This window comes from Bacteroides ilei, from assembly GCF_900128495.1.
In the GTDB taxonomy this organism is placed as follows: Bacteria; Bacteroidota; Bacteroidia; order Bacteroidales; family Bacteroidaceae; genus Phocaeicola; species Phocaeicola ilei.
In genome coordinates this window covers 2876397-2901825 of the sequence record NZ_LT635801.1, presented here as the reverse complement: position 1 = coordinate 2901825, position 25429 = coordinate 2876397, and the positions used below count along the sequence as shown (strand labels likewise).

The following is a 25429-nucleotide window of genomic DNA, read 5'->3' as shown; positions in this document are numbered from 1 at the left end:
CGATATGTTTCAAGTTGTTTGGAATCGGACGTCTTGATATTTTGTTAAAGGGAACTGCATCTTTCGGGTAACAGATCAAGGTCTTTTTTGAAAATTTCAAGTTCTTTTTTGGGCAGGGTCCGGTATTATCTTGTGGATATGGGATTTTGGGTGTAATTTAGTGGCAGTTATAACTTAGATGATAAATAGATTATGAAAAACAAAAGAAAATGGTTCTGCTTGGGCGCGTTGCTGGTCTGTATGTTGCCGGGTTTCGGCATGAAGGATTTCCAGTGGCAGGCAGGAAAAAATATGAGGGTGGCTTGCGACGCTTCCGAAGAGCCGGTTGTGCAGGTGGCCTTGGATCTGTTCAGGCGTGACTGCCTTTCAGTACTCTCGCAAGAGCCGGTTATCAGTGCGGAAAATGGTGATTTTTATGTCGGGACGGTAGGCCGGAGCCGGCTGATTGAAGGGTTGCTCCGGAATCATGAACTTGATACTACTGGGCTGGGTACCCGTAAGGAGGCGTTCCTATTGACCGTTTTGGACGACGGCCGTCTGGTGGTTGCCGGGAGCGACAAACGCGGCACGGCATACGGTATTCTGCAGGTGTCCCGGATGCTTGGGGTTTCCCCTTGGGAATGGTGGGCCGATGCTGTTCCGCAAAAGCGGGATGTGTTCTGCATCAAGGCCGGTTATCGTCTGCTTGATTATCCGGATGTACCTTATCGGGGCATTTTCATTAACGATGAAGACTGGGGAATCAATCCCTGGAGCTGGAAACAATATGAACCGACAGATGTGAAAGGGCAGATGGGCCCGCGTACGCATGAGCGTATCTTTGAGCTTCTGTTGCGTTTGCGTGCCAATACGTTCTGGCCGGCCATGCATGAATGTTCCGTGCCTTTCTTCTTTACCGAAGGGAATAAGGAAGTGGCCGACAGGTATGGTATCTATCTGGGTACCTCCCATTGCGAACCGATGATGCGGAATACCAATGGCGAGTGGAAGATTGCCGGGAAAGGAGAGTATGACTATGTGAACAACCGGAAGAACGTACTGGATTTCTGGGAGGAACGTGTAAGGCAGCAACGTCATTCGGACAACATCTATACTTTGGGAATGCGTGGCGTGCACGATGGCAGGATGCAGGGAGCCGGGACGGTTGAGGAGCAGAAGGATGCGCTTGACCGTATCATTGCCGACCAGCGTAAGATGCTTTCCAAGTATGTGAATAAGGATGTTACGCAAGTGCCTCAGGTGCTGATCCCTTATAAGGAGGTTCTGGATGTGTATCAGGCCGGACTGGAAGTGCCGGAAGATGTTACCTTGATGTGGTGCGACGATAATTACGGTTATGTTACCCATTTTCCTACCGAAGAAGAACGTAACCGTAAAGGAGGTAACGGCATTTACTATCATGTGTCCTATTGGGGGCGTCCGCACGATTATCTGTGGCTGGCTACTCCAAGCCCTTATCTGGTTTATCAGCAGATGAAACAGGCATACGATAAAGGTATCCGGAAGATGTGGATACTGAATGTGGGTGATATCAAACCGGCCGAATACCAGATCGAGCTTTTTATGGATATGGCATGGAATATAGGCCGTGTGGAGGAAATGGGGGTGACGGGCCATTTGGAACGTTTCCTGTCACGCGAATTCGGTGCGCAGACGGCTTCCTATCTTGTGCCGATGATGCAGGAGCATTACCGGCTGTCGTATATCCGCAAGCCGGAGTTTATGGGTAATACACGTACGGAAGAAAAGGACCCGAAGTATAAGGTAGTTTCCGATCTTCCCTGGAGTGAGGAATATATCCGCGAGCGTTTGGCGGCTTACGGAAAACTGGAGGATGAGGCTGTTATGTGGGGGCGGCGTATGCCTGCCGGCAGGCGGAATACTTATTACCAGTTGGTACAGTATCCGTTGCAGGGTGCCGCCGAGATGAACAGGAAATGCCTGTATGCACAACTGGCCCGCCATGGCCGGGCCGACTGGAAAAGGAGTGATGCGGCGTTCGACAGCATTGTGGCGTTGACGGATAGGTATAACCAGGGGAAGTGGAAAGGATTTATGGATTACAAGCCCCGTAATCTGGCTGTCTATCTGCCTATACCGCATGTACAGTCTGCCGATTCATTGATAGCGGAACGTCCTTATCTTTATAAATGGAATGCTTTTGAGGCGATAGCGGGGGATCCGGTTGTCTGTGAAGGACTAGGATACGAAGGAAAGGCTGCGGGGATAGAAAAAGGGCAGTCGGTTGTTTTTGAATTCGGAAGCTGCCCTTCCGATTCGGTTGAAATCGTATTGCATCTGTTGCCTAACCATCCGGTTGACAATAAGGACTTGCGTGTTCAGGTTGTTTTGGACGGGAAAGGTACCGCTCCGATATCTTACCGTACCTACGGGCGCAGTGAGGAGTGGAAATTGAATGTCCTGACCAACAGGGCGGAACGCAGCATGAAATTACCGCTGTCGGCAGACGGGAAACACCGTCTGGAAATAAAGGCGCTGGACGAGGGTGTGGTTCTTGACCAGCTTTTCGTGTATGAGACCGGTAAATAGATATTGTATGGAAGAAACTCTGTGAACCGGTTATAAAAGACAACCCTGTTCCAATAGCTTTTATGGCATTGGGACAGGGTTGTCTTTTATCTCGGAACTTGACAGGTTATCTGGATGCGGTGAATTTATAGATGGCAAATGTCATCGGACCGATTTCCGTATTCAGTTCATTACCCGTTATTTGGATCGGTTTTGTTTTCGGGGTAACCAAATCTGGTTGTTCGAGTGTGTTTTCAGCAATCGGGTTATCTGTATGCAGGGTTGTGCAGGTTCCGTCTGTCAGCTTGACCGTTTTTTTCAGCCCTTTGAACTGCAGTTGTAACGGTTGCGCCTTGTCGGACGTGTTGACTACCTTGACAATATAGCTTTGGGTAGGTTCGTCCCATACGGCACTTGCAAAGAGTCCGTTCTGGCCTTCCTGTCCGCTGACTGCCTGTTTGTCCATGGTAAGAGGGATGACACGTGTTCCCTTGTTGTGTCCGTATAGAGACTGTACATACCAGCTGCAGGAGCGTACAGAACGCAGATTGTCGAACCAGATCAAGTCCGGTCGCCACTGCCACCCTTCCACGTGGGCCAGCAGCGGAGCGTAAGTAGCCATATGTACGATATCGGCGTTGCGTTCAACTCCGGTCAGGAATGCCGCTTCCAGCAACGAAGCGTGGAAATGGTTCCATTTTTTGCCCTTTCCGTGGCAGGCATATTCTCCGGCAAAGACTTTAGGACCTTTACGGTCGTATTTGTCGTAGCGGTTACCCGATTTCAGGAACCAGTCTTCCGGACGGTAGAAGTGTTCATCAACCAGGTCGACTTTCAGTTTCTTCATTTCCGGCCACAGATAGTCGAACTGTTCTCCTTCAGAGTTAGGGCCGGATGAACCGATGATCCGGATGTCGGGATATTTCTTGCGGATAGCCTCGACGAACGGTTTCAAGTGTTCCGGATATTCCGGTCCCCATTGTTCGTTACCTATGGCGATGAATTTCATATTGAACGGAGCCGGGTGCCCCATCTGTGCACGGAGTTTTCCCCAGGTTGTGGTTGTATCACCGTTGGCAAACTCAACCAGGTCGAGTGCGTCCTGGATATAGCTGCCCAGGTCGCATACCTTTACGTGGGCTTCCGGCGAATTGTTCTGGAACTGGCAGGCCAGTCCGCAGCTCAGAACAGGTAACGGTTCGGCACCTATGTCTTCGGCCAGTTGGAAGAGTTCATAGAATCCCATGCCGTAGGTCTGGTAATAGTCGGGGAAGAAGCGGTGGGTAAAGGTGTAGTGCCAGCGGTTTTCGTTCAGCGGACGGTTCTCTACCGGGCCGACGGAGTTCTTCCAGTTGTAGCGGGTGTCCAGGTCTGTGCCTTCCACGATACATCCTCCCGGGAAACGGAACACTCCCGGTTTTGTATCGGCCAGAGCCTGTACAAGGTCTTTTCTCAGGCCGTTTTCACGTCCGTTCCAGGTGTCGGTCGGGAAAAGGGATATATGTTCCAGGTCGACATCCCCTTTTGAGTCAAGGAAAATGCGGAGGTGGGCTTTCGCGAATGTTTTCGGTGAAGTAAGTATGACTTCATATTTTTTCCAGTCCTGGGAATCGATTCCCAGGGAGGCGGACGTAATGACCTGACTTTCACCCATGCTGGCTTCATCGATCAGTTCGATCTTGATTTTCTGTCCGTTTCCTCTGGCCCATACGGTAAACCGGTATTTGCCGTTTTCCTTGATTCCCATTCCGAAAAATCCTTCGTTGACAAGGGCAGTACGTTTATGTGCATGTCCGGGATTGCCCAAACGTACGTAGTGCGGATTACGTTTGAACGGGCCGTCGTCCATCAAGGTTACTTTTCCCGATACGTCCCATCCGGCAAAACGGTCGGGAAATTCGAAGGAACGGTTCTTGACCAGTTCGGCATACAGGCCGCCGTCGGCTCCGAAATTGATGTCTTCAAAGAAATGGCCGTACATGGTCGGCTGGATCTGGGCTCCCGGTCGGTTGGTCTGTATGACCAGCTGGTTGATATCCTGTGCATGGATGGTCAGCCCGGCAGCCAGTGCAATAGCGCTTAAAAGAGTACAGTGTCTGTTCATGATCTATGATTTTTGAGGTTGATGAAGTATCTTTCTGTGTAATGAAATGTAATTTCATGGGGTAAAGATACTTTTTTTGATACATTTTTTTTGATTTTAGCTTAATTTGTTGCAGATAAGTGTATTTTTACGATTATTGTATGAAAATTATTTGTTAGGGAATAAATGTATTTAATGCTTATGAAAAAACATTTCTTATGTGTAGGCTTGTTTTCGCTCAGCTGTTTGATGGCAGGAGCACAACAGGCTGTCGTTTCCGGACCGGATTCGAATTTGAAAGTAACGGTAACATTGAAGGACGGTAAACCTGTTTATGGGGTGACCTATAAGGATAAAGTGATGCTTGAAGACTCTCCTTTGGGCTTTCTGTCTGACGTAGGTGATTTTACCAAAGGGATGAAATGGGTAGATCAGAAGACCGATAACGTAAAAGACAGTTATACACTGGACCGTTCAAAGTTCTCTAAAGTGGATTATGAAGCCAACCGCCTGGCTGTTACGCTGGAGAATGCAGACAAGAAACCTCTGACTGTCGTTTTTCAGGTGAGCGACAACGATGTGGCTTTCCGTTATGAGATGCCGCGTTACGGCGATACGGGTTGTATCGTGATAAACCGGGAAGTGACCGGGTTCGATTTTCCGGATTATACCACGACATTCCTGTGTCCGCAGAGTGTTTCGATGGTAGGATGGAGACGTACGAAACCCAGTTATGAAGAAGAATATACTCCGGATGCTCCTTTGATGGCTCCCTCAAGATTCGGTAAAGGATTTACTTTTCCTGGATTGTTCCATGTAGGTGACAACGGATGGGTACTGGTAAGCGAAACCGGTGTGGACAGCCGTTATTGTGCATCCCGCTTGAGTGATGCTGCCGAAGGGGGTGTGTTTACAGTCACTTTCCCGATGCCCGAAGAGAATAACGGTAACGGAACCGTTGCTCCGGGTTTGTCACTTCCTGGTGTGACTCCGTGGAGGACGCTGACCGTTGGAGACAACCTGAAACCTATCGTTGAAACGACGGGTCCCTGGAATGTGGTGAAGCCTTTGTATGAAGCGGAACATACATACAAGTATGGACGTGGAACGTGGAGCTGGATTATGTGGCAAGATCCGAGTATCAATTATGAGGACCAGGTAAAATACATTGATCTGGCGTCTGAAATGGGGTACGAGTATGTATTGGTTGACAGTTGGTGGGATAAGACAATCGGTCGCGAAAAGATGGAGGAACTGGTGAAATATGCCCATAGCAAGCATGTGGATGTATTTTTATGGTACAGCTCCAGCGGTTACTGGAATGACATTGAACAGAGTCCGGTCAATAAGATGGATGGTCCTATCGCACGTAAACAGGAAATGAAGTGGATGCAGAAGATAGGCGTCAAAGGTATCAAGGTGGACTTCTTCGGTGGAGACAAACAGGAAACCATGCGTCTGTATGAAGCTATTCTGAGTGATGCCAACGATTATGGACTGATGGTGATTTTCCATGGCTGTACCATTCCTAGAGGTTGGGAACGTATGTATCCGAACTATGTCGGCAGTGAAGCTGTGCTGGCATCCGAGAATCTGATCTTCAGCCAACATTCCAATGATATGGAGGCCTTCAATGCTTGTCTGCATCCGTTTATCCGCAATACAATCGGGTGTATGGAATTCGGTGGCGTATTGCTGAACAAGCGGTTGAACCGTACCAATGACGGCGGGCAGATCCGTCGCACTACCGACGTGTTCCAGTTGGCTACGAGTATCCTGTTCCAGAATCCGATCCAGAATTTTGCTTTGGCTCCGAATAACCTGACCGATGCCCCTGCCATAGCCATTGATTTCATGAAGAAGGTTCCGACAACGTGGGATGAGGTCCGTTTTGTTGACGGTTATCCGGGCAAGTATTGTGTATTGGCACGCCGTCACGGCGATACCTGGTATATAGCCGGTGTCAATGCCCAGAAAGAACCGCTGAAGCTGAAACTGGATCTGCCAATGCTGAATAAGGGAGACAAGGTTTCACTTTACTCGGACGACAAGAAGATGCAGCCGGGATTGAAGGAGCTGACCGTAAAGAATCCGCAGGCAGTACAGGTAACCATCCAGCCGCAAGGAGGAATCGTTATTGTAAGATAGTAAGATAATAGAAAGTAAAAGCGTGATTTTTATAAAGGAAATCACGCTTTTATCTTTATTATTTATAACTTTGCAATCTGACAAACGTATGAATTATGGAGAATAAGCTAGTTATCTACAATACATTGAGCCGCCGGAAAGAGCTGTTTGTGCCTTTGCATGCTCCTCATGTAGGGATGTATGTGTGCGGCCCGACCGTTTATGGTGATGCCCATCTAGGGCATGCCCGTCCTGCTATAACATTCGATATTCTGTTCCGTTATCTGACCCATCTGGGATATAAGGTACGTTACGTGCGTAATATTACCGATGTCGGTCATCTGGAGCATGATGCGGACGACGGAGAAGATAAGATTGCAAAGAAGGCCCGTCTGGAACAGTTGGAACCGATGGAAGTGGTCCAGTATTATCTGAACCGTTACCATAAGGCTATGGAGGCGTTGAATGTACTTCCTCCAAGTATTGAGCCGCACGCTTCCGGACATATCATTGAACAGATTCAGCTGGTTGAGGAAATATTGAAGAACGGGTATGCCTATGAAAGCCATGGCTCCGTATATTTTGACGTAGTGAAATACAACAAGGACCATCATTACGGCAAGCTGTCCGGAAGAAATCTGGATGATGTGATCAATACGACACGCGAACTGGACGGCCAGCAGGAAAAGCATAATCCGGCCGATTTCGCTTTGTGGAAGTGTGCACAGCCGGAGCATATCATGCGTTGGCCTTCTCCATGGAGCAACGGTTTCCCGGGGTGGCATTGCGAATGTACGGCTATGGGACGTAAGTATTTGGGAGAGACTTTTGATATCCATGGTGGAGGAATGGACCTGATTTTCCCGCATCATGAATGTGAGATAGCCCAGAGCGTAGCTTCCCAAGGCCATGATATGGTCCGTTATTGGATGCATAATAATATGATTACCATCAACGGTCAGAAAATGGGTAAGTCTTTGGGTAACTTCATTACGCTGGATGAATTCTTTACAGGTTCCAACAAGTTGCTGACTCAGGCTTATACACCGATGACCATCCGTTTCTTTATTCTGCAGGCACATTACCGCAGTACCGTCGATTTCAGTAATGAGGCGTTGCAGGCTGCCGAGAAAGGATTGGAGCGTCTGATGGAAGGTGTCAAGAATCTGGAGCGTATCACTCCGTCGAAGACAACTTCCGGCATTGAACCTGCAGGTTTGCGTGAGAAATGTTATGAGGCTATGAATGACGACCTGAATACACCGATTGTGATTTCCCATCTGTTTGATGCCACCCGTATGATCAATACGGTAATAGACAAGAAAGCAACAATCAGCGTTGAGGATTTGGATGAGTTGAAAAATGTATTCCATCTGTTCGTTTTTGATATTTTAGGGCTGAAATCGGAAGCTGAGAACAATGCTGCCCGTGAAGAAGCTTATGGAAAGGTAGTAGATATGTTGCTGGAGCAGCGTATGAAGGCCAAGGCCAACAAGGATTGGGCTACCAGTGATAAAATACGTGACAGTTTAGCTGCTTTGGGCTTTGAAGTAAAAGATACCAAAGACGGGTTTACATGGAGATTAAATAAATAACGGATATATTATTTATGCGAAAAGCTCCGGTAGCTATGATGGCTGCCGGAGCTTTTTTGTTTTATATAATATGTAATCAGATTTGGATTTATATTTACATTATGATATTTTTTATTTGTATATTTATGATATTTAATTTATGTATGTAGGTTTTTATGCGTATATTTATTCCAATAAAAAAGTACCTTTAATATACATATTGATCTTTTGTATGGATAATTTAATATAAAAATATTTATTTATATGATTATTTATAGATTTTTGTTTGTATTATAGATAAAATTTGTACTTTTGCGCCGGCTTAATAAATGAATAAAATATATTGTTTAACTAAAAGAGAGATTTATGAAAAAGAAAGTGTTTTTGATGTTATCCTTTCTTTTTGTATGGATTGGATTGGCATTGGCGCAGGGAGTTACAGTAAAAGGTATCGTAACTTCTGCAGACGACGGTCTCCCCGTAGTCGGAGCTTCCGTTCTGGTAAAGGGTACTACTACAGGTACCATTACCGATGTGGACGGCCGGTTTACTATTCCGAATGTAAGTAGTTCGGCAAAGACAATTGTAGTTTCTTTTGTGGGAATGCAGACTCAGGAAATTCCCATTAAGAAAGGAGATATGGCAATAGTACTGAAATCGGATTCCAAGACTTTGGATGAAGTTATGGTTGTGGCTTACGGTACAGTAAAGAAATCAGCCTTTACAGGTTCTGCAGCAGTTGTAGATAATGAGAAACTGAAATCTCCGGCTGCTTCTTTCGATAAGTCACTGGCCGGACAGGTGTCTGGTGTACAGGTTATATCAAGCTCTGGTCAGCCGGGATCATCTACTTCTTTCCGTATCCGTGGTTCGGGCTCTTTGACTGCTTCCAATGAACCGTTGTACGTAATCGATGGTGTGGCTACTACTTCAAATGAATACAGTGAAGTGGCAGCGGACAATGATGCCAGTACCAATATTCTGGCTTCCATTAACCCGAACGATATAGAATCAATTACCATCCTGAAAGATGCGGCAGCTGCAGCATTGTATGGATCACGTGCTGCGAACGGTGTAGTTGTAATTACTACCAAAAGCGGTAAAGAAGGTAAAGCTAAAGTGAACCTGAATGTCCAGTTCTCATGGGCTAAGCTGAACAAGGCATACGATATGATGAGTTCTGCTGATATGTACGGTATGCTTTATAATAGCTATCGTGAAAAAGGTGAAACGGTGGAGCAGGCTAACCAGAGTGCCCAGGGTACTCTTACACATAACCCCTATAATGTAACCAACCCGCTGGATGAAAACGGGAATCTGGTTAATGGGGCGAAACTGGTAGTGAATACTGATTGGCAGGATGCTGTGTTCCGTACAGCTCCTACACAGGACTATAACTTGAATGTGAGCGGAAAGAATGGCAATACGAGTTATTTCTTTTCTGTAGGTTATACCAACCAGGAAGGTATTGTACCTGCCAGCGACTATAAGCGTTATTCAGGAAAAGCGAATATTTCTACAGATGTCAACAGTTGGCTGAAGGCTGGTTTGAATGTTACATTCTCACATTCTATCCAGAATACAACCGTTGCCGGTTCGGCTGGTGCAAGCCCGTTGTATAATGCTTTGTCATTCCCTAATGCCGTTCCGATTTACGTTGTCGATACAGACGGAAATCCTGTATTGGATGAGAACGGTAACATGCAATATAACTTCGTGAACCCGATTTCACGTGACTTCAATCCGTTGGCTATTCCTAATATGGATGTGAACCGTAGTAAATTCTATCGTTTGCTGGCTTCCGGTTTTGCTGAAATAACATTCTTCAAGGGACTTACCTTCAAGACAGTCTTCTCTCCGGATTATGTATCGACAGATGAACATCGTTACTGGAATAAGGAACATGGTAACGGTCCGGCTTACGACGGACGTCTGGATAAGTATCATAATGTAGATTTGATGTATACTTCTACCAATACGTTCAATTATAACAATGTGTTCAATGACCATAGCATCAATGTAATGGCCGGTATGGAATACTGGCAGAGTACTTATGAAACACTTTATGCCGGTGGTCGCGGATTATTGGGCGATATGCAGGAACTGGCCGGTGCTTCCGGTTCGTTCTCACCGTCTTCTGATACAACGAAGGAAGTGTTGATTTCTTATTTCGGCCGTGCCGAGTATGCCTATAAGGACAAATACAATGCATCTGTAAGTTTGCGTACTGATGGTTCTTCTATCTTCGGTGCGGATACCAAATGGGGTACATTCTGGAGCGTAGGAGCTTCCTGGCGTATTAATCAGGAAGATTTCCTGAAGGATGTGTCTTGGGTTGACAACCTGAAATTACGTTTGAGTTACGGTACTTCCGGAAACAAGAGCGGCCTGGCTCGATATGCATCTTTAGGATTGTGGACCAGTTCGGCTGACTACCTGTATGGAAACAATGCCGGTATCGGTCATACTCAGCTGGCCAATGCGTTGTTAGGTTGGGAAAAACAGGGTATGTTCAATGTTGGTGTTGATTTCAGTTTCTGGAACCGTTTCTACGGATCAGTCGATTACTTCAACAAGACTTCCGACGGATTGCTGTTTGATGTACCGTTGGCTATCCAGAACGGTTTGAAGTCTATTACTATGAATGCAGCCAAGACTTCCAATAGCGGTATTGAAGTTGTATTAGGTGCCAACATTCTCAGAGGCCCGGTATTGTGGAATATGGATTTGAATGCATCTTATATTAAAGATGTGATCAAAGATTTGCACGGAGAGAATGATGTCCGCATGACAGACAACCAGAAAATCTGGTCGGTAGGTGGCAGCCAGTACGAATTCTATATGCCGACATGGGCAGGTGTTGATCCTCAGACAGGATCTCCTTTGTGGTATAAAGTAAATGAAGACGGTACACGTACCACTACATCAGATTATACTGAAGCTACTTATGAACGTCAGGGACGTTCTACTCCTACGGTATATGGAGGTTTTACAAATACCTTGTCATATAAGAATTTTGATCTGGTTATCCAGCTGAACTATTCGATTGGAGGTAAAGTATATGATAACCTGTATGCCAATATGATGCACGACGGAACAACGCCTGCACAGAACATGCATGCAGATGCCTTGAAGGCCTGGACTACTCCAGGGCAGATTACAGATGTCCCGAAATATTCGGTCAATAACGCTTCGAACTCTTCGAGCCTTTCTACCCGTTATCTGTATGACGCCACTAATTTTAAGATCAAGAATATCACTTTATCATATACATTGCCGAAAAATCTGGGAAGTTTCTCTAAAGTGATTTCAGCTGCTAAGGTATGGGTTTCGGCTGATAATCTCTGTACTTGGTTTACCGATAAAGGTTACAAGGGCTATGATGATCTGGATATCTTCGGTGTTCAGGGTTATAAGATGTATCCTTACTCTTTCCCGACTCCGCGGACATTCTCTATCGGTGCTAATCTGACATTCTGATTCCATTAACTTAACTTGTATTTAAAATGAAGACAAAATATATATTGTTGTTATCATCTTTACTTGCATTCTCTTCTTGTTCGGATGATTTGTTGTATCAGGATCCGGCTACGTCGACTACGGATGAGAATGTAGTTTCGAATGCTGAAACGGTAAAGGCGGCCCTGATGGGTGCTTATTCATGGACCGGACACTTCCATTATCTGACTATCGGCCAGATTTCACTGGACGTGATGGGAGATGACCTGAAAATGACAAACGGTAACTATCGTTATTCTACTTATAACTGGCTGATGTATGCGTATGATTACCGCCAGTATCCGCGTGAAGTCGATGGTTGGTGGAGCGCTTATTCACCGTATATGTGGGTTAAAGCCTATAATGCGATAGACCAGTGTAATATTATCATTTCCAATGCGGACCGTTTGCCTGAAGGTTGTGAAGATTATCTGGCACAGGCACATGGATTGCGTGCATGGAATTTCCTGAATCTATATCATTTGTATTGCGCTTCATATACATATGCCGGAGACTCCGGACAGGGATTGTTCTTACGCTTGAATCCGGGAGATGCCAGTGGAAATGATGTTCCACGTTCTGATTTGGGTACATCGCTCAAACAGATCATTTCGGATCTGGAATACGCTTATGAACATGGAACGAATACCTCGAACTATTTTATTAACCCCAAAGCTGCTGCTTTGCTGCTGGCCCGTACGTATCTGGATATGGGTGACTATGACAATGCCCGTAAGTATGCTGAAGCTGTGGGAAGTTCGTTCGACGGTTCCGATCTGATGTCGCAGGAAGAATATCAGTCTGGTTTCAATACGGTAAACAATGAATGGTTGTGGGGATTCAATTTCACATCGGAAACTTCCAACATATATGCTTCTATTCCTTCCTTCTATTATATAGCAGAAGCGAAAGACGCAGAGTCTACTTTCGGAACAAGCGGTTACGGAACTCAGGCCAGCTATGATTATCTGGTAAATAACGCTGTAAATTATCTGGTAGGTTATGGTACAGTACGTGCCACACAGTCTTTTGTAGATCTGTTCGGTACGGACGACTGCCGTAAGCTTTTCCCGTTCTATATTGACGAGCGTGACGGATACGCCATTGCCAAATTCTCTTCAAAGGGATCATTGGGTATTGCCGATTATCCGTTGTGCCGTATCGCAGAAGCATATCTGATTGAAGCCGAATGTCTGTTGAAAGGTTCTAATGCTGATCCGGCAAGAGGTCTGCAGATCTTGAATGCATTACAGGAAAAACGTGGAGGTACACTTTCTACCCAGCTTACATCGGATGAAATATGGAAAGAACGCCGCCGTGAACTGTATGGAGAAGGTTTCGCTTTGCCTGATATCAAACGTTTGCAGAAACCGCTGGAACGTGTGGGTGAAGAACATTGGACTGAAGTCAAGTCTTTGCCGGCCAATAGTCCGAGAATGATGTTCCCGATTCCGGCAGACGAGTTGGATTACAACAAGAATGCATCGGAAGCCGACCAGAATGAGTACTGGAGATAATTCTTAAGTTTAATGATATTGAGCACAGACGGTACATGCGGTTCCTTAGGGAATTGAGCAGGTAACGGTCTGTGCTCTTTCAGTTGTATATAATGTTATGTATTAAGTAAGTATGAAGAAGTTTTTTACGATTGTGTGTGCGGCGCTTGTATTGGCAGGCTGTGCACAAAAGCAGGCTGATTCAGATTTGACCTTGAATTTTGAGGGACGTTCAATTGATATTGCCCCTTATTTCAAGGATTTTCCTTATTCTTTGTTTTCGGTCAGCAAGGATGGAAGCAAACTGATGTTTTTCAAGACCGGCGATCATCAGACTTTGCAGTGGACTGATATCAACAAAGGAGCTGATCTGCGTAATGCTGCTGATGTAGTGAATTATGATTTTGCCAAACGTAACTGTTGGAGTCCGATGTATAACGAGACCGACAGTATGGTTTACTGGATCGGAGATGAGCAGAACGAGGAAATCATCAATATTTATCGGACACGTCCGGGTTCGAATAATGTAGAAAAACTTACGGATGTTCCCTATATCTATGCCTGGAACTTTAATCCGGAAGGAACAAAGATTGCGTATGTTTCCCGTATGGGGCAGAATGAGAACCGTCTTGATGAGTTGCATGTCATTGACCTGAAGGCGATGTCGGATTCTCTGATATGTGAAGATACACCCGATTTCCGTTACACGTGGGGAAGTATCTGCTGGCAGCCGGAAGGTAAGGGACTTATGCTGTTAGGATTGAAGGATATGGACCGTACTTATACCAATGTACTCTATATTGATCTTGCGACAAAGAATACAACGGTTTTGACCGATCCCTCTAAAGAAGGCAGTCTGTCGGGTTGCATTGTGCTGGATGAATGGGTAAATCCGGATCAGGCATGGTTCATTTCAGACCAGGACGGATATAATAACCTGTACAGTTTTACTCTTTCTACCGGGAAAGTAGAACAGGTTACCCAGTATAAGATGAATCTGGACAATGCATGTTTTGTCAACATTGACGGAAAGAAATATGTATTTGCCTTGCAGAGTAACCCGATCCGTACCAATATGATTCTCATCGATCCTGAAACGAAAGAGGTCTTGTTTGAACAGCCGTCGGATCTAAGTCTGACTTTAGGCGGTGTGAAGGGAAATGAAGTTACCATGGTTGCAGGTGGAACCACTACTTTATTCCAGGTAATCCGTGCAAGTGTGACTTTACAGAATGCCAAACTGGAAGTGATTATGGATACTCCGAAGGATTTGCAGGACAAACTGGTACATTCAACTGTAGAGCGTCTGGAAATACCTACATTCGACATTGATTCGGTTACAGGGAAGCAACGTATCCTTCATGCCTATCTGTTCAAGCCTGTCAATCCGCTGCCTGCCGACAAGAGCCTGCTGATGGTAGAGTCATTTTATGGTGGTGAAAACAGATATTCTTCCGAATATCAGATCCTGAACCAGGCCGGTATATATGTATTGAGTGCGTCTCCACGTGGCAGTGCCGGTTTCGGACGTGATTTTGCCGCAATGAACGACCATGACTTGGGAGGTAATGAAACTATTGACATGATTTATGTATCCCGTTATGTAGCTGATAAACTGGGAATTCCGGCCAGTCGTGTAGGAGTATTCGGTATGAGTCACGGCGGTTATGAGACAATGCGTCTGATGACATTCCCGGGTGAGGTCAACGGTCATAAGGCCAGCTTCCCGTTCGGTTTCGGTATAGAGACAGCCGGATTCTGTGACATAATCTGGCAGCATCATCATTCAAATATTCCAGACTGGACTGCTCTTGAAGCTGGTGACCCGGCAACGGATTCATTGAAACTGGTAGACCGTTCTCCGATTACCTATGCCGATAAGATAACAGGTCCGTTGCTGCTGATTCACGGAGATCATGATAACCGTGTGGATATAGGTGGCTCACAGTTCATGGCTGATAAGTTGGAAGAATTGGGTAAACCATATAAGTTCGTGAAATTCCCGGGACTGGGACATGGAATCAAGGGAACCCAGAACAATTACAAGTTCTATTCGGAATGTTTTGATTTTATAGAGAAGCAAGTGCTGGATAAGCAGCAATAAGAGTCTAAGTCTTTTGCAGAGATAATTCCGGAAAGACAAAAAGAAAGTCGTTATAGTTTTCTTGTTTAAGAATAACTATAACGACTTTCTTTTTATTGTATCAGGCAGATTTTATGCCCCTATTTATTTTTCTTTACAATAGAGGTCAACGGATATTTGTTGCCTTTGATGTGTGTCAGGAAGGCTTTGGCCGAACCGAAATTCAGATACATGTCCAGACGGACAGGCAGGTGGTTGCGGTCGTCGGTTATATAGAATGTGATGACTTCCTTTTCTTTGTTTTCCTTGTCATATTCCACCAGTGAGAATACCAGACACCGGTAAGTTGTTCCGTTTTCCGCTTCATAATTTTTCTTGCCGCGGTAAATGAGAGTCTGTTTTTCTATGGCGCGGCCGGTAGCCATGGAGAACCGAATCTTGATTCCTGGCTTGTAGTCGCTTGCATCGTATGAACGTGCCTGTAGCATGATGCTTAGCATGTCGTATACGCATACAGGCATTTCATCGTGTCTTTTTTCGGTATTTCCTCTCAGGGTACGCTGTTGGTCGACGATGCATTTACCGTTCCGATAACTGAAGTTCACTTCATCGATGGTATATCTTTTTCCTTCTTCTGCAGCTTTACGGAAGTGTATCGGAACCAGGTCTCGGGTTGTAATACATGTCAGGGTATCCCTCATCTTGAACCAATGGTCGGCCCGCTTGTTGGTATAGGTCAGCAGATCTGTCTTGAGGCAATTTTGGCCTTTATATGTAGATTCATTGACACTCATTTGCGCCCAACCCACATTGAACCAGATAAATTTCCAGTTGAATTTCAGCTCGTAGCTCAGGGTTTCCCCTGGCTTGATAGCCTCATTGTCGGCTCCACATTGAGCTTTGGCTGCCATGCTTCCTGTCAGGATACATAAGCAAATTAGAATTCGTCTTATCATTGTTCTCTTCCTAGTTTTTTAGCTCTTTCCTTGTTTCTGTCCTTTATCTTCTTGGTCTCATCGGGTTTCTGTTTCTTGATGTCGTCAAGTTTCTGTCTGTCCAAAGGAACGGCGTGGATATTCCATGTCTCCTCAAACTCGAAATTAGCTTTCATTTCCCATACTTTCGGGAAGTAGAACACTTCCTCCGGCTGGATTTTCTTAGTGTAGTCGCCGGTATCCCATTTACCGTTATTGTTCGCATCGTTAAACAAGCGGATGTAATATTTGGTACTGGGTTGCAGGAAATAGAAATCGCATGTCTGTTTGTCGGTTACAGGCTGTTGTCTTACTACTCCGTCATTGCCGTTCAGCAATTGGACGATTGCATGTTCTCCGGCTCCTACAATATTCAGGTACAACGTTCCGTAAGCATCAAGTGTCTTTACTTTCAATGTCTTTTCGGCTTTATCGGTAGATAATCCATAGATGCCCTTGAAACCGAGTGAGTCTATATTCAGTTTATATTCTTCACCTGGTTTCCAGTCGGCCAGAATTTCATATCTTCGGGGTACCACGGTATCTCCCCGGAAAATAAACGGTATATCCTGCCAGGTGGAGTCGACCTTGTGGCTCATGTGTATGGCTGCTGTATCTATTTTCTCAAGCGGTTCTTCGAAAGAAAGGACAATGTTCCGGTCAAGGTCAAGCTCGGCTGGAGCATCTATGTTAATCGTAAGGAATTGCACTTCTTCAGTTACAGCTTCCTGATCGGTCTTCTTTTCATTTTTCTTGCGTTCCTTTTCTTTCTTTTTCGCCTCTTCTTCTTTCATTGCCATACGGCGTTCTTTGGGTACCTTATTCAACATGGATAACGTATCCCGTTGAGGAACCAGTTTACCTATAGAATCGGTAATGAGGTAATCGAGTTGGAAAGTAAGCGTATCACGTTCGCACAAGGCGGTGTCGTTAATCCAGTAGATGATACTGTCATTCCGTTGGTTATGTTCTACAAGCAGTTTTTTCTCATCGAAATCGATTCCGGTCAATGTAGGCAGGGTATCGGCTTTTGCATTGAAATACAGGCAGAACTGATAGGTCTGCGGACGTTCGCTCTTGAGTAGATATTGTTGGAAATTTTCTTCTTTAAATGCACGTAGCATGATATCATCGGGCATGAAACGTGTAAAATGGATTTCCATAATCGTATCAATGCGGGTTGTATCAATCTTGTTCCATATGGTATCATGACGTACTGCCCCTTCCATGCTGGGTACTATGAGGGAATCGGTCCACGCTACAGATTCCGTTTTGGAGTCGAACAGATAGTTCTGGTTACCGTCCATCAAAGCGTATATCCGGTATTTACCCGGGGCAACTCCTCTGATTGTAAATTTTCCTCTACTGTCTGTTCTCGAGATACGGTCGAAAGGCATGGTGGTGAAAGCTGTATCGTTCAGGTTTTTATGCAGTCCTACCTGTATGCCTTTGATCGGTTCCAGATTCTCGGCATTCAGTACTGTTCCCGAAACTTCCATGGTATCGATAACGTTACCTGTTGAGAATGCATAGGTAAACTGCCCCATAGGGTTCCCTTCGTTATTATCCACAATAGCATCGCCGAAGTCGATTGTATAGGTAGTATTGCTTTTGAGGGTGTCCATGAACGATACGACAACTTTTTTTCCGCTGGTCGCTACTTCAGGCGATTCGTTTTGTGGAGGGGAGATGATTACTTTTTCGGATGCATTCTCAAGTTTGATGAATTCATCGAATTCGATGGTGACCTTCTTGCTTGTGTTGTTGGTAGAATTGGGCACAGGGGTTGCACGCACAAATTTAGGTGGCTCTTCATCATAAGGGCCTCCGTCGGGGGTTCCGGTACTTGCACAGGCATAGAATCCGATTATAACCAGTAACAAAGCGATATATTTGGGTATCGGTTTCATTTAAAGTCAGTTTTATGTTATGTAAAGAAGAACCGCGGTCAATATAGCAACAATTATTCTAACCTTGTTTCTCCATTTGTTCTGTTTAAGCTTTATTTTGGTTTAATTGCAACATCTCTTCCAGAATGTCACGGTTATTGCAGAGACGGGGTACCTTGTGCTGCCCTCCCAGTTTCCCTTTCTGTTTCAGCCAGTCGTGGAACAGATTGGGGCGTGCCACTATGATCTCCAGTTCCTGTAGGGTAATGTCTTTGTGACGTTTCGCTTCATAGTCGGAATTGATTTCCTGAAGGGTCTTGTCCAGGATATGTCTGAACTTTTCCAGTGAATCGGGCATGACACTGAATTCTATCAGCCACTGGTGACGGCATTTGGCATTGCTGTCCATGAAAACCGGTGCAGCCGAATAATCCAGAATCTGAGCTCCGGTTTCAGCGCAAGCGCGGGCCAGGCCTTTTTCGGCATTATCCACCATCAGTTCTTCTCCGAATGCATTGATGAAACTTTTTGTACGTCCGGTTATAATGAATTTATACGGATCTTTCTGGGTAAATTTGACGGTGTCGCCCAGGATATATCTCCATAGACCGCAGGAAGTGCTGATGACCATTGCGTAATTTTTTCCGACTTCGATACCTGTAAGAGGCACAATGTTCGGGTTGGGATTTTCAAATTCTTCCAACGGAATAAATTCGTAGAAAATATCGTAGTCTATCATGAGTAGCATTGCCGGGTCGGACAAGTCGCTCTGCAGTCCGAAGAAACCTTCACTTGCATTATAAGTTTCCATATAATGCATATTTGAGCTTGGAATCAGTTTCTTGTACTGTTCACGATAGGGAGTAAAACTTACGCCCCCATGAAAGAATACTTCCAGGTTTGGCCATACTTCGCTCAGGTTTGATGCGCCTGATTTTTCCAGGATGCGTTTGATGACTGCCAGCATCCATGACGGGACTCCCGACAAGTTCGTGACATTTTGATGAATGGTGGTATCGGCTATCTGTTCTACTTTTTCTTCGAATTCACTCAGTAAGGCGATTTTTTTGCTTGGAACCCGGATCAGGTTGACCAACGGGTTTATATTTTGAATCAATATGGCCGATAAGTCACCTACCAGACTGTTTTTCAGGTTATAGTTAGGGCTATGGCTTCCACCCAGAATCAGGCCTTTCCCAGAAAAGAATCTGCTGCTGGGATTCTGACGCAGATAGAGGGCTACCGCATCTTTTCCCCCTTTATAGTGTATGTTTTTCAGACCATCCTTACTTACCGGAATAAATTTACTTTTGTCATTGGTTGTTCCCGATGATTTGGCATACCAGACTACCTGTCCTGGCCAGAGCAGGTCTTTTTCACCGTGACGCATACGGTCAATATATCCTTTGACATTTTCATAGCTTTGTATCGGAACTTGGTTGAAATCATGGTAAGATTTGATATTCCTGTAGTTATATGTCTTGCCCCATTCGGTAGCTGCCGCATTGTTGATGAGTTTTCGGAATACCTGTTCCTGAATGGCTTCTGCCTTTGTATTGAACAGATCTATTTCCTTCTGGCGGGAAACAAATAATTTTCCGATTAACTTTGTTGGAATCATTGGCTCAGTTTTTTACTATTTTCTCAATTTACAAAGGTAGGTTATTTCTTAATTCCGTTGTTAATAGGAGAATGATTTTTTGCCCTAATCTCATAATTCTACACTTTTTTCTTATAACTTTACTACGATGTTATAAAATGTTTGAAAACCATGAAAATAGGAATCTTGACATCCGGAGGTGATTGCCCTGGTATTAATGCGACAATCAGAGGGGTCTGTAAAACGGCAATCAGTCATTATGGGATGGAAGTGTATGGCATACACAATGGTTTTCGCGGACTGATGGACGAAGACATTACCCAGTTAAACGAAAAATCATTGACCGGTTTGCTGAATCTGGGAGGAACTGTATTGGGAACCTCACGTGAAAAGCCTTTCAGGAAAAAAGGAATATCGGCTGGTTCAAACAAGCCGGATATCATTTTGAATACAATCAGAAAATTCGGTTTTGACTGTATAGTCTGTATTGGTGGTAACGGAACACAGAAAACAGCTGCAGAACTGGTCGCTTCTGGAGTAAATGTTGTGAGCATTCCGAAGACAATCGATAATGATGTGTGGGGTACTGATGTATCTTTTGGCTTTGATTCGGCTGTCTCAATTGCGACGGATGCGATAGACCGTCTACATTCAACGGCAAGTTCGCATCAACGTGTCATGGTTATTGAAGTGATGGGGCATAAGGCCGGTTGGATTGCGCTGTATTCGGGAATGGCAGGTGGAGGAGATATCATTCTGCTTCCTGAACTTCCTTTCAATATCCATCATATCGGGGATGCCATTATCAACCGCTTGAAAAAGGGGAAGCCATATTCTATTGTGGTCGTGGCTGAAGGGATACCTACTTTGGGAGGAAAGAAAGCCGCCCAATACATTGCGGAAGAAATTGAATATGAAACAGGATTTGAAACCCGCGAAACCGTTTTGGGATATATACAGCGTGGAGGGAGTCCGACCGCATTCGACCGGATTCTGGCTACCCGTATGGGTGGACATGCTACAGAACTGATTGCACAAGGTCGTTTCGGACAAATGGTTTCTCTGCGGGGGACTGACATAACATCTGTACCGATTTCAGAGGTGGCGGGAAAGTTGAAACTGGTAACGGAAGACGATGACCTTATTACTCAAGGACGCCGGATGGGTATTTGTTTCGGCTGATTCTGAAGGAAAAATTGTGCTCGACGCATAAAAAGAGGGGGTGGAATCCGACGGTGTTCCATCCCCTTGTCTGTTAGTATATCATCCGTTATTCTCTTGCCGGAATGCAATTTCTTCCGCCTCTGCAATGATGCGTTCCGTATCTTGGAAGTATCCGTCTCCTTCTTTGGAAATGAAGGTGTTTTCCTGCTCCATTATTACGGTTTCTTCCGGCATTGCTGCTGTATCTTCGGGTTTATCGGCCGCTGACGTTTCCTTTTCACGCTCGGCCTTGGCTGCGAAGATGGCATCAATGAATTGCGGATCATTTTTGATTTTTGTCAGGGTTTCATGAGCCGCTTCTTGCTGTGATTCTTTCTTTGAATATCCTTTACCTGCTCCTGCGGGGATATTTTCAACCATTACCTGAGTCTCGAAAGTCGGGTTCTGCTGATCGTCGAAAGACTGGTCCAGCAGATTGAACATAATCTCGAACTTGTTCTTCTGGCTCCATTCGATCAGTTTCGATTTGAAATTGACTTCTTTACGTGAAATCTTTTCAAGGTTCAGGTATCGGTTGATGATGCGTTCTTCCATAAATTTTTTACAGGTTTCATATCCCTTGTCCAGATAGATGGCGCCAACAAGAGCTTCAAAGGCATTTCCACACATATAGCTGTTATGTGAAGACTGCCGTGTGGTATATTTGATCAGTTTGTCGAGTCCGATTTCTACAGCTACACGGTTCAATGTCTCCCTTTGTACAATTTTGGAGCGTGTATTGGTGAGGAATCCTTCTCTTCTGCCTTCAAATTTCTTGTAGACAATGTCGGCTACAACCGCATCCAGGATGGCATCACCCAGGAATTCCAGACGTTCATTGTTGAGTAACCGTCCTTTGTCTGATTTGATGGAAGATGATTTGTGTAGAAGAGCCTGTTGATAGATTTCTATATTTCTCGGATAGAATCCCAACATCTTGTAAAAACAAAGATAAGGCTCCTTATCCTTTCGGAAGAGAAGTCTTATCTTATCTGTTATATTGCTAAACACGGTTTTATTCGGTGTATTTTTTAACGATTACACATGCATTGTGTCCGCCAAAACCAAAAGTGTTGCTCAATGCGGCACGGACTGTACGTTTCTGTGCTTTATTGAATGTGAAGTTCAAGTTGTAATCGATGTTTTCATCGTTATCACCTTCTTCATGGTTGATTGTCGGAGGTACAATATCGTTTTTGACTGACAATACACTAGCAATGGCTTCTACGGCTCCGGTTGCACCTAACAAGTGTCCGGTCATTGATTTGGTAGAGCTGATGTTCAGTTTATAAGCATGTTCACCGAATAATTCTGTGATAGCTTTTACTTCTGAAACATCACCTACCGGAGTAGAAGTTCCGTGTACGTTGATATAGTCGATATCTTCCGGTTGCATACCTGCATCTTCCAGAGCGTTCTTCATTACCAGTTTCGCACCCAGTCCTTCAGGATGAGAGGCTGTTAAATGATAAGCGTCGGCTGATGCACCTGTTCCGGCCAGTTCAGCATAAATCTTCGCGCCACGTGCTTTTGCATGTTCAAGTTCTTCCAGAATCAGGCATCCAGCACCTTCACCCATTACGAAACCGTCACGGCTTGCACTGAACGGACGTGATGCCCGTGTCGGATCATCGTTCCGGGTAGACAATGCATGCATGGCATTGAAACCACCCACACCGGCAGGGAATATAGTGGCTTCCGCACCTCCGGTAACAATCATATTGGCTTTCCCCAAACGGATATAGTTGAAAGCGTCACCGATGGCATTTGATGAAGATGCACATGCCGAAGTTGTAGTGAAGTTAGGCCCATGGAAGCCATACATGATAGAAATCTGTCCTGATGCAATGTCTGCAATCATTTTCGGAATAAAGAACGGGCTGAACTTAGGTCCGATTGTATCCTTGGTATGTTCATATCCTGATACTTCTTCCTCAAAAGTGTGGATACCGCCGATACCTACACCTAAAATGACTCCAATTCTGTCCAGGTCTTCTTTTTCAAGATCAATACCCGCATCAGTAACGGCTTCTTTTGCAGCAACTATTGCATATTGGGTATATAAATCCATTTTGCGGACTTCTTTGCGATCGATAAAATCGGTCGCATTGAAATTCTTGACCTCGCATGCAAACTGAGTCTTGAATTTTGATGCGTCAAAATGAGTAATAGGTCCTGCTCCGCTTACTCCGTTCAGCAGGTTTTCCCAAAATTCCGGAACCGTATTGCCTACAGGAGTCAGGGCACCAAGACCTGTTACCACAACTCTTTTTAATTCCATAAGAGACAGAATCAATTATTTTGCGTTAGCTTCGATGTAAGAGATAGCGTCACCTACAGTCTGGATCTTTTCTGCCTGATCATCTGGAATAGAGATACCGAATTCCTTTTCGAATTCCATGATCAATTCAACTGTATCCAAAGAGTCTGCACCCAGGTCGTTAGTGAAGCTAGCAGCTGGAGTTACTTCTGATTCTTCAACGCCCAATTTATCAACGATAATTTTCTGTACTTTTGATGCGATTTCAGACATAATTTTCAAATTTTAAGTTTATAAATAGAATAAATTTGTTTATTTTTCGCTGCAAAGGAATAAATATTTCTTGTTCTAAACAAATATTCAGGCAAATAAATGCATATTCTTTGCACATTTTTTTTATTTTTGTGCACGAAAACAGAGAAAAATGAAGAGAATTGCTATTTTTGCATCAGGTGAAGGTACAAATACCGAGCATATTATCCGTTATTTCAATGCTAGAAAAACGGCGGAAATTGCTTTGGTGGTAGCATCCCGTCCAACTGCCGGTGTTATCGGGCGGGCAGAGCGGATGCATGTGCCATGTCGGGTTATATCATCCAGCGAATTTGCGGCTGGAAAGGCTACTTGTATCCTTCAGGATTATGAGATTGATTTTATTGTATTGGCTGGGTTCCTGTTAAAGGTACCGGATGAAATGATTACTTTGTATCCTCATAGGATTGTCAATATCCACCCTTCTTTACTTCCTAAATTTGGAGGAAAAGGGATGTATGGGTTGCATGTACATGAGGCGGTCTTGGCTGCCGGTGAGCACGTGAGTGGAATAACCATTCATTATATTGATGGGCACTACGATGAGGGGACAGTTATTTTTCAAGCTGGTTGTCCGGTTTTTCCGGACGATGTTCCGGAATCGTTGGCTGCCAGAGTGCATGAGCTGGAATACCGTTATTATCCGGTTGTCATAGAAAAGCTGGTGAACTCTCTGGAGTGAGCAAGGGAGTTTTTATTCTCTGCGGAGTTTGTAATTCCCCCTTAACTGTTCGAACTCTTTTATATGTGTTTTCAGCATGTTGCAGTCATCGTGGGGATTATACGTCTGAATCTGCCGTATTGTTGGATCCGGATTATATTCGGCCTGTGGTTTTTCTGGAAGTTCTATATGGAAGTTTATCGGTTTCCCGAAAAATTTGCAGAATGCTTCCAGAACCATACGCGTCGCATTCAGTTTGCCGTCGGCTGAATATCCGGCTATATGTGGTGTACCGATAAATACTTTATCTAACAGTTCCTTGTCGATATTCGGTTCATTTTCCCATACGTCAATGACGGCTCCGGATATTCGTTTGGTATTTAAAGCTTGTAGTAGAGCTTTGGTATCGATTACTTCTCCCCGTGAAGTGTTGATGATATAAGGATGTCTTTCCAATGAGCGGAAAAATTTTTCGTCGGCCAGATGGAAAGTGCTGTATTTCCCTTTCCGTTCCAACGGAGTGTGGAAAGTGATGATATCACATTTCTGTTCCAACGTGTGAAGGTCGGAGAATCCTTCTTCTCCCTTATCATTCCGCGGAGGGTCATTTAATAAGATGTCCATGCCGAGCTGTCCGGCCAGGTGTCGGATCCGTTCTCCAACATGTCCGACTCCTATGATGCCTATGCATGTGTTTTTTAGATCAAGACCTTTTTCTGTCTGTAACAGAGCTAGGACTGAATGTATGTATTGCTCTACTGCTCCCGCATTACAGCCCGGACAGTTGGTCCAGGTGATACCGGCTTCTTTACAATAAACAGTGTCAATATGGTCAAATCCGATTGTGGCAGTACCTATGAATTTTACTTTACTGCCGGCAAGAAGCTGTTTGTCGCATTGGGTGCGTGTACGTATAATGAGTGCATCCGCATCTTTTATGGTTTCGGGAGTGAACTCTTTCCCCGGTAGGAAGACCACTTCGTCTGCCAGCGCTTCAATGACTCCTTTGATATATGGGATTTTATTGTCTACAATTACTTTCATAACATACATTCCCTGCTAAATGCGCGCAAAGGTACTATTTTTGCATAGAATAATTGGCTTAAGTGAAATCTTTCTTTAAATTTGTTTTCTAACTCT

Annotated in this window: 16 protein-coding genes; 8 read left to right on the top strand and 8 right to left on the bottom strand. The window is 44.7% G+C overall.

Going from position 1 to position 25429, the window contains the following annotated elements:
- Nucleotides 1–192 precede the first annotated feature (192 nt).
- Nucleotides 193–2550 (top strand): glycosyl hydrolase 115 family protein, encoded by a 2358-nt coding sequence (locus BQ7489_RS12360; protein WP_072531259.1) that lies wholly within the window; start codon nucleotides 193–195, stop codon nucleotides 2548–2550.
- Nucleotides 2551–2656: 106 nt separating this feature from the next.
- On the opposite strand, the gene BQ7489_RS12355 is transcribed toward BQ7489_RS12360, so the two are convergent.
- Entirely contained in the window at nucleotides 2657–4633 is a 1977-nt protein-coding gene (locus BQ7489_RS12355; protein ID WP_072531258.1) for an alpha-L-arabinofuranosidase C-terminal domain-containing protein, read from the bottom strand.
- Nucleotides 4634–4813: 180 nt separating this feature from the next.
- On the opposite strand from BQ7489_RS12355, the gene BQ7489_RS12350 reads away from it, so the two are divergent.
- From BQ7489_RS12350 to BQ7489_RS12330, 5 genes are all read left to right on the top strand, one after another.
- Nucleotides 4814–6760, top strand: a complete 1947-nt coding sequence (locus tag BQ7489_RS12350) for a glycoside hydrolase family 97 protein (RefSeq protein WP_072532174.1) — start codon at nucleotides 4814–4816, stop codon at nucleotides 6758–6760.
- Nucleotides 6761–6855: 95 nt separating this feature from the next.
- A complete protein-coding gene (cysS, locus tag BQ7489_RS12345; RefSeq protein ID WP_072531257.1) occupies nucleotides 6856–8334 on the top strand; it encodes a cysteine--tRNA ligase in 1479 nt (492 codons plus the stop codon).
- Nucleotides 8335–8679: 345 nt separating this feature from the next.
- Complete coding sequence (locus BQ7489_RS12340; RefSeq protein WP_239496950.1) at nucleotides 8680–11793, top strand: SusC/RagA family TonB-linked outer membrane protein; 3114 nt, start codon at nucleotides 8680–8682, stop codon at nucleotides 11791–11793.
- A 26-nt stretch (nucleotides 11794–11819) separates the two neighbouring features.
- Nucleotides 11820–13328, top strand: coding sequence for a RagB/SusD family nutrient uptake outer membrane protein (locus BQ7489_RS12335; protein ID WP_083580594.1), 1509 nt, complete (start codon nucleotides 11820–11822; stop codon nucleotides 13326–13328).
- Nucleotides 13329–13440: 112 nt separating this feature from the next.
- Nucleotides 13441–15411 carry an alpha/beta hydrolase family protein gene (locus tag BQ7489_RS12330; RefSeq protein WP_072531254.1) on the top strand — a complete coding sequence of 657 codons (1971 nt, stop codon included), beginning with the start codon at nucleotides 13441–13443 and terminating at the stop codon, nucleotides 15409–15411.
- Between the two features lie 119 nt (nucleotides 15412–15530).
- Here BQ7489_RS12330 and BQ7489_RS12325 read toward each other — a convergent pair whose 3' ends face one another.
- The 3 genes from BQ7489_RS12325 to BQ7489_RS12315 form a co-directional block, all read right to left on the bottom strand.
- Nucleotides 15531–16346, bottom strand: a complete 816-nt coding sequence (locus tag BQ7489_RS12325) for a DUF3108 domain-containing protein (RefSeq protein WP_072531253.1) — start codon at nucleotides 16344–16346, stop codon at nucleotides 15531–15533.
- Nucleotides 16343–18274 (bottom strand): Ig-like domain-containing protein, encoded by a 1932-nt coding sequence (locus BQ7489_RS12320; protein ID WP_072531252.1) that lies wholly within the window; start codon nucleotides 18272–18274, stop codon nucleotides 16343–16345. The genes BQ7489_RS12325 and BQ7489_RS12320 overlap by 4 nt, the downstream gene beginning before the upstream one ends.
- 85 nt (nucleotides 18275–18359) lie before the next feature.
- The gene (locus BQ7489_RS12315) at nucleotides 18360–19874 is read right to left on the bottom strand and encodes a GH3 auxin-responsive promoter family protein (protein WP_072531251.1); all 1515 of its coding nucleotides are present in this window, start codon (nucleotides 19872–19874) and stop codon (nucleotides 18360–18362) included.
- Between the two features lie 150 nt (nucleotides 19875–20024).
- Between BQ7489_RS12315 and BQ7489_RS12310 the strand changes: the two genes are divergently transcribed.
- Complete coding sequence (locus tag BQ7489_RS12310) at nucleotides 20025–21035, top strand: ATP-dependent 6-phosphofructokinase (RefSeq protein ID WP_072531250.1); 1011 nt, start codon at nucleotides 20025–20027, stop codon at nucleotides 21033–21035.
- Nucleotides 21036–21116: 81 nt separating this feature from the next.
- On the opposite strand, the gene rnc is transcribed toward BQ7489_RS12310, so the two are convergent.
- From rnc to BQ7489_RS12295, 3 genes are read right to left on the bottom strand one after another with little or no spacing between them, the layout of a single operon-like run.
- The gene (gene rnc, locus BQ7489_RS12305) at nucleotides 21117–22067 is read right to left on the bottom strand and encodes a ribonuclease III (RefSeq protein ID WP_072531249.1); all 951 of its coding nucleotides are present in this window, start codon (nucleotides 22065–22067) and stop codon (nucleotides 21117–21119) included.
- A gap of 4 nt (nucleotides 22068–22071) precedes the next feature.
- Nucleotides 22072–23337 (bottom strand): beta-ketoacyl-ACP synthase II, encoded by a 1266-nt coding sequence (fabF, locus tag BQ7489_RS12300; RefSeq protein ID WP_072531248.1) that lies wholly within the window; start codon nucleotides 23335–23337, stop codon nucleotides 22072–22074.
- Between the two features lie 15 nt (nucleotides 23338–23352).
- Nucleotides 23353–23589, bottom strand: coding sequence for an acyl carrier protein (locus tag BQ7489_RS12295; RefSeq protein ID WP_007567505.1), 237 nt, complete (start codon nucleotides 23587–23589; stop codon nucleotides 23353–23355).
- Nucleotides 23590–23740: 151 nt separating this feature from the next.
- Between BQ7489_RS12295 and purN the strand changes: the two genes are divergently transcribed.
- Nucleotides 23741–24310: a phosphoribosylglycinamide formyltransferase gene (gene purN / locus BQ7489_RS12290; protein WP_072531247.1), complete on the top strand. Its 570-nt coding sequence runs from the start codon at nucleotides 23741–23743 to the stop codon at nucleotides 24308–24310.
- 12 nt (nucleotides 24311–24322) lie between these two features.
- On the opposite strand, the gene pdxB is transcribed toward purN, so the two are convergent.
- Nucleotides 24323–25333, bottom strand: a complete 1011-nt coding sequence (pdxB, locus tag BQ7489_RS12285; RefSeq protein ID WP_072532173.1) for a 4-phosphoerythronate dehydrogenase PdxB — start codon at nucleotides 25331–25333, stop codon at nucleotides 24323–24325.
- Nucleotides 25334–25429 lie beyond the last annotated feature (96 nt).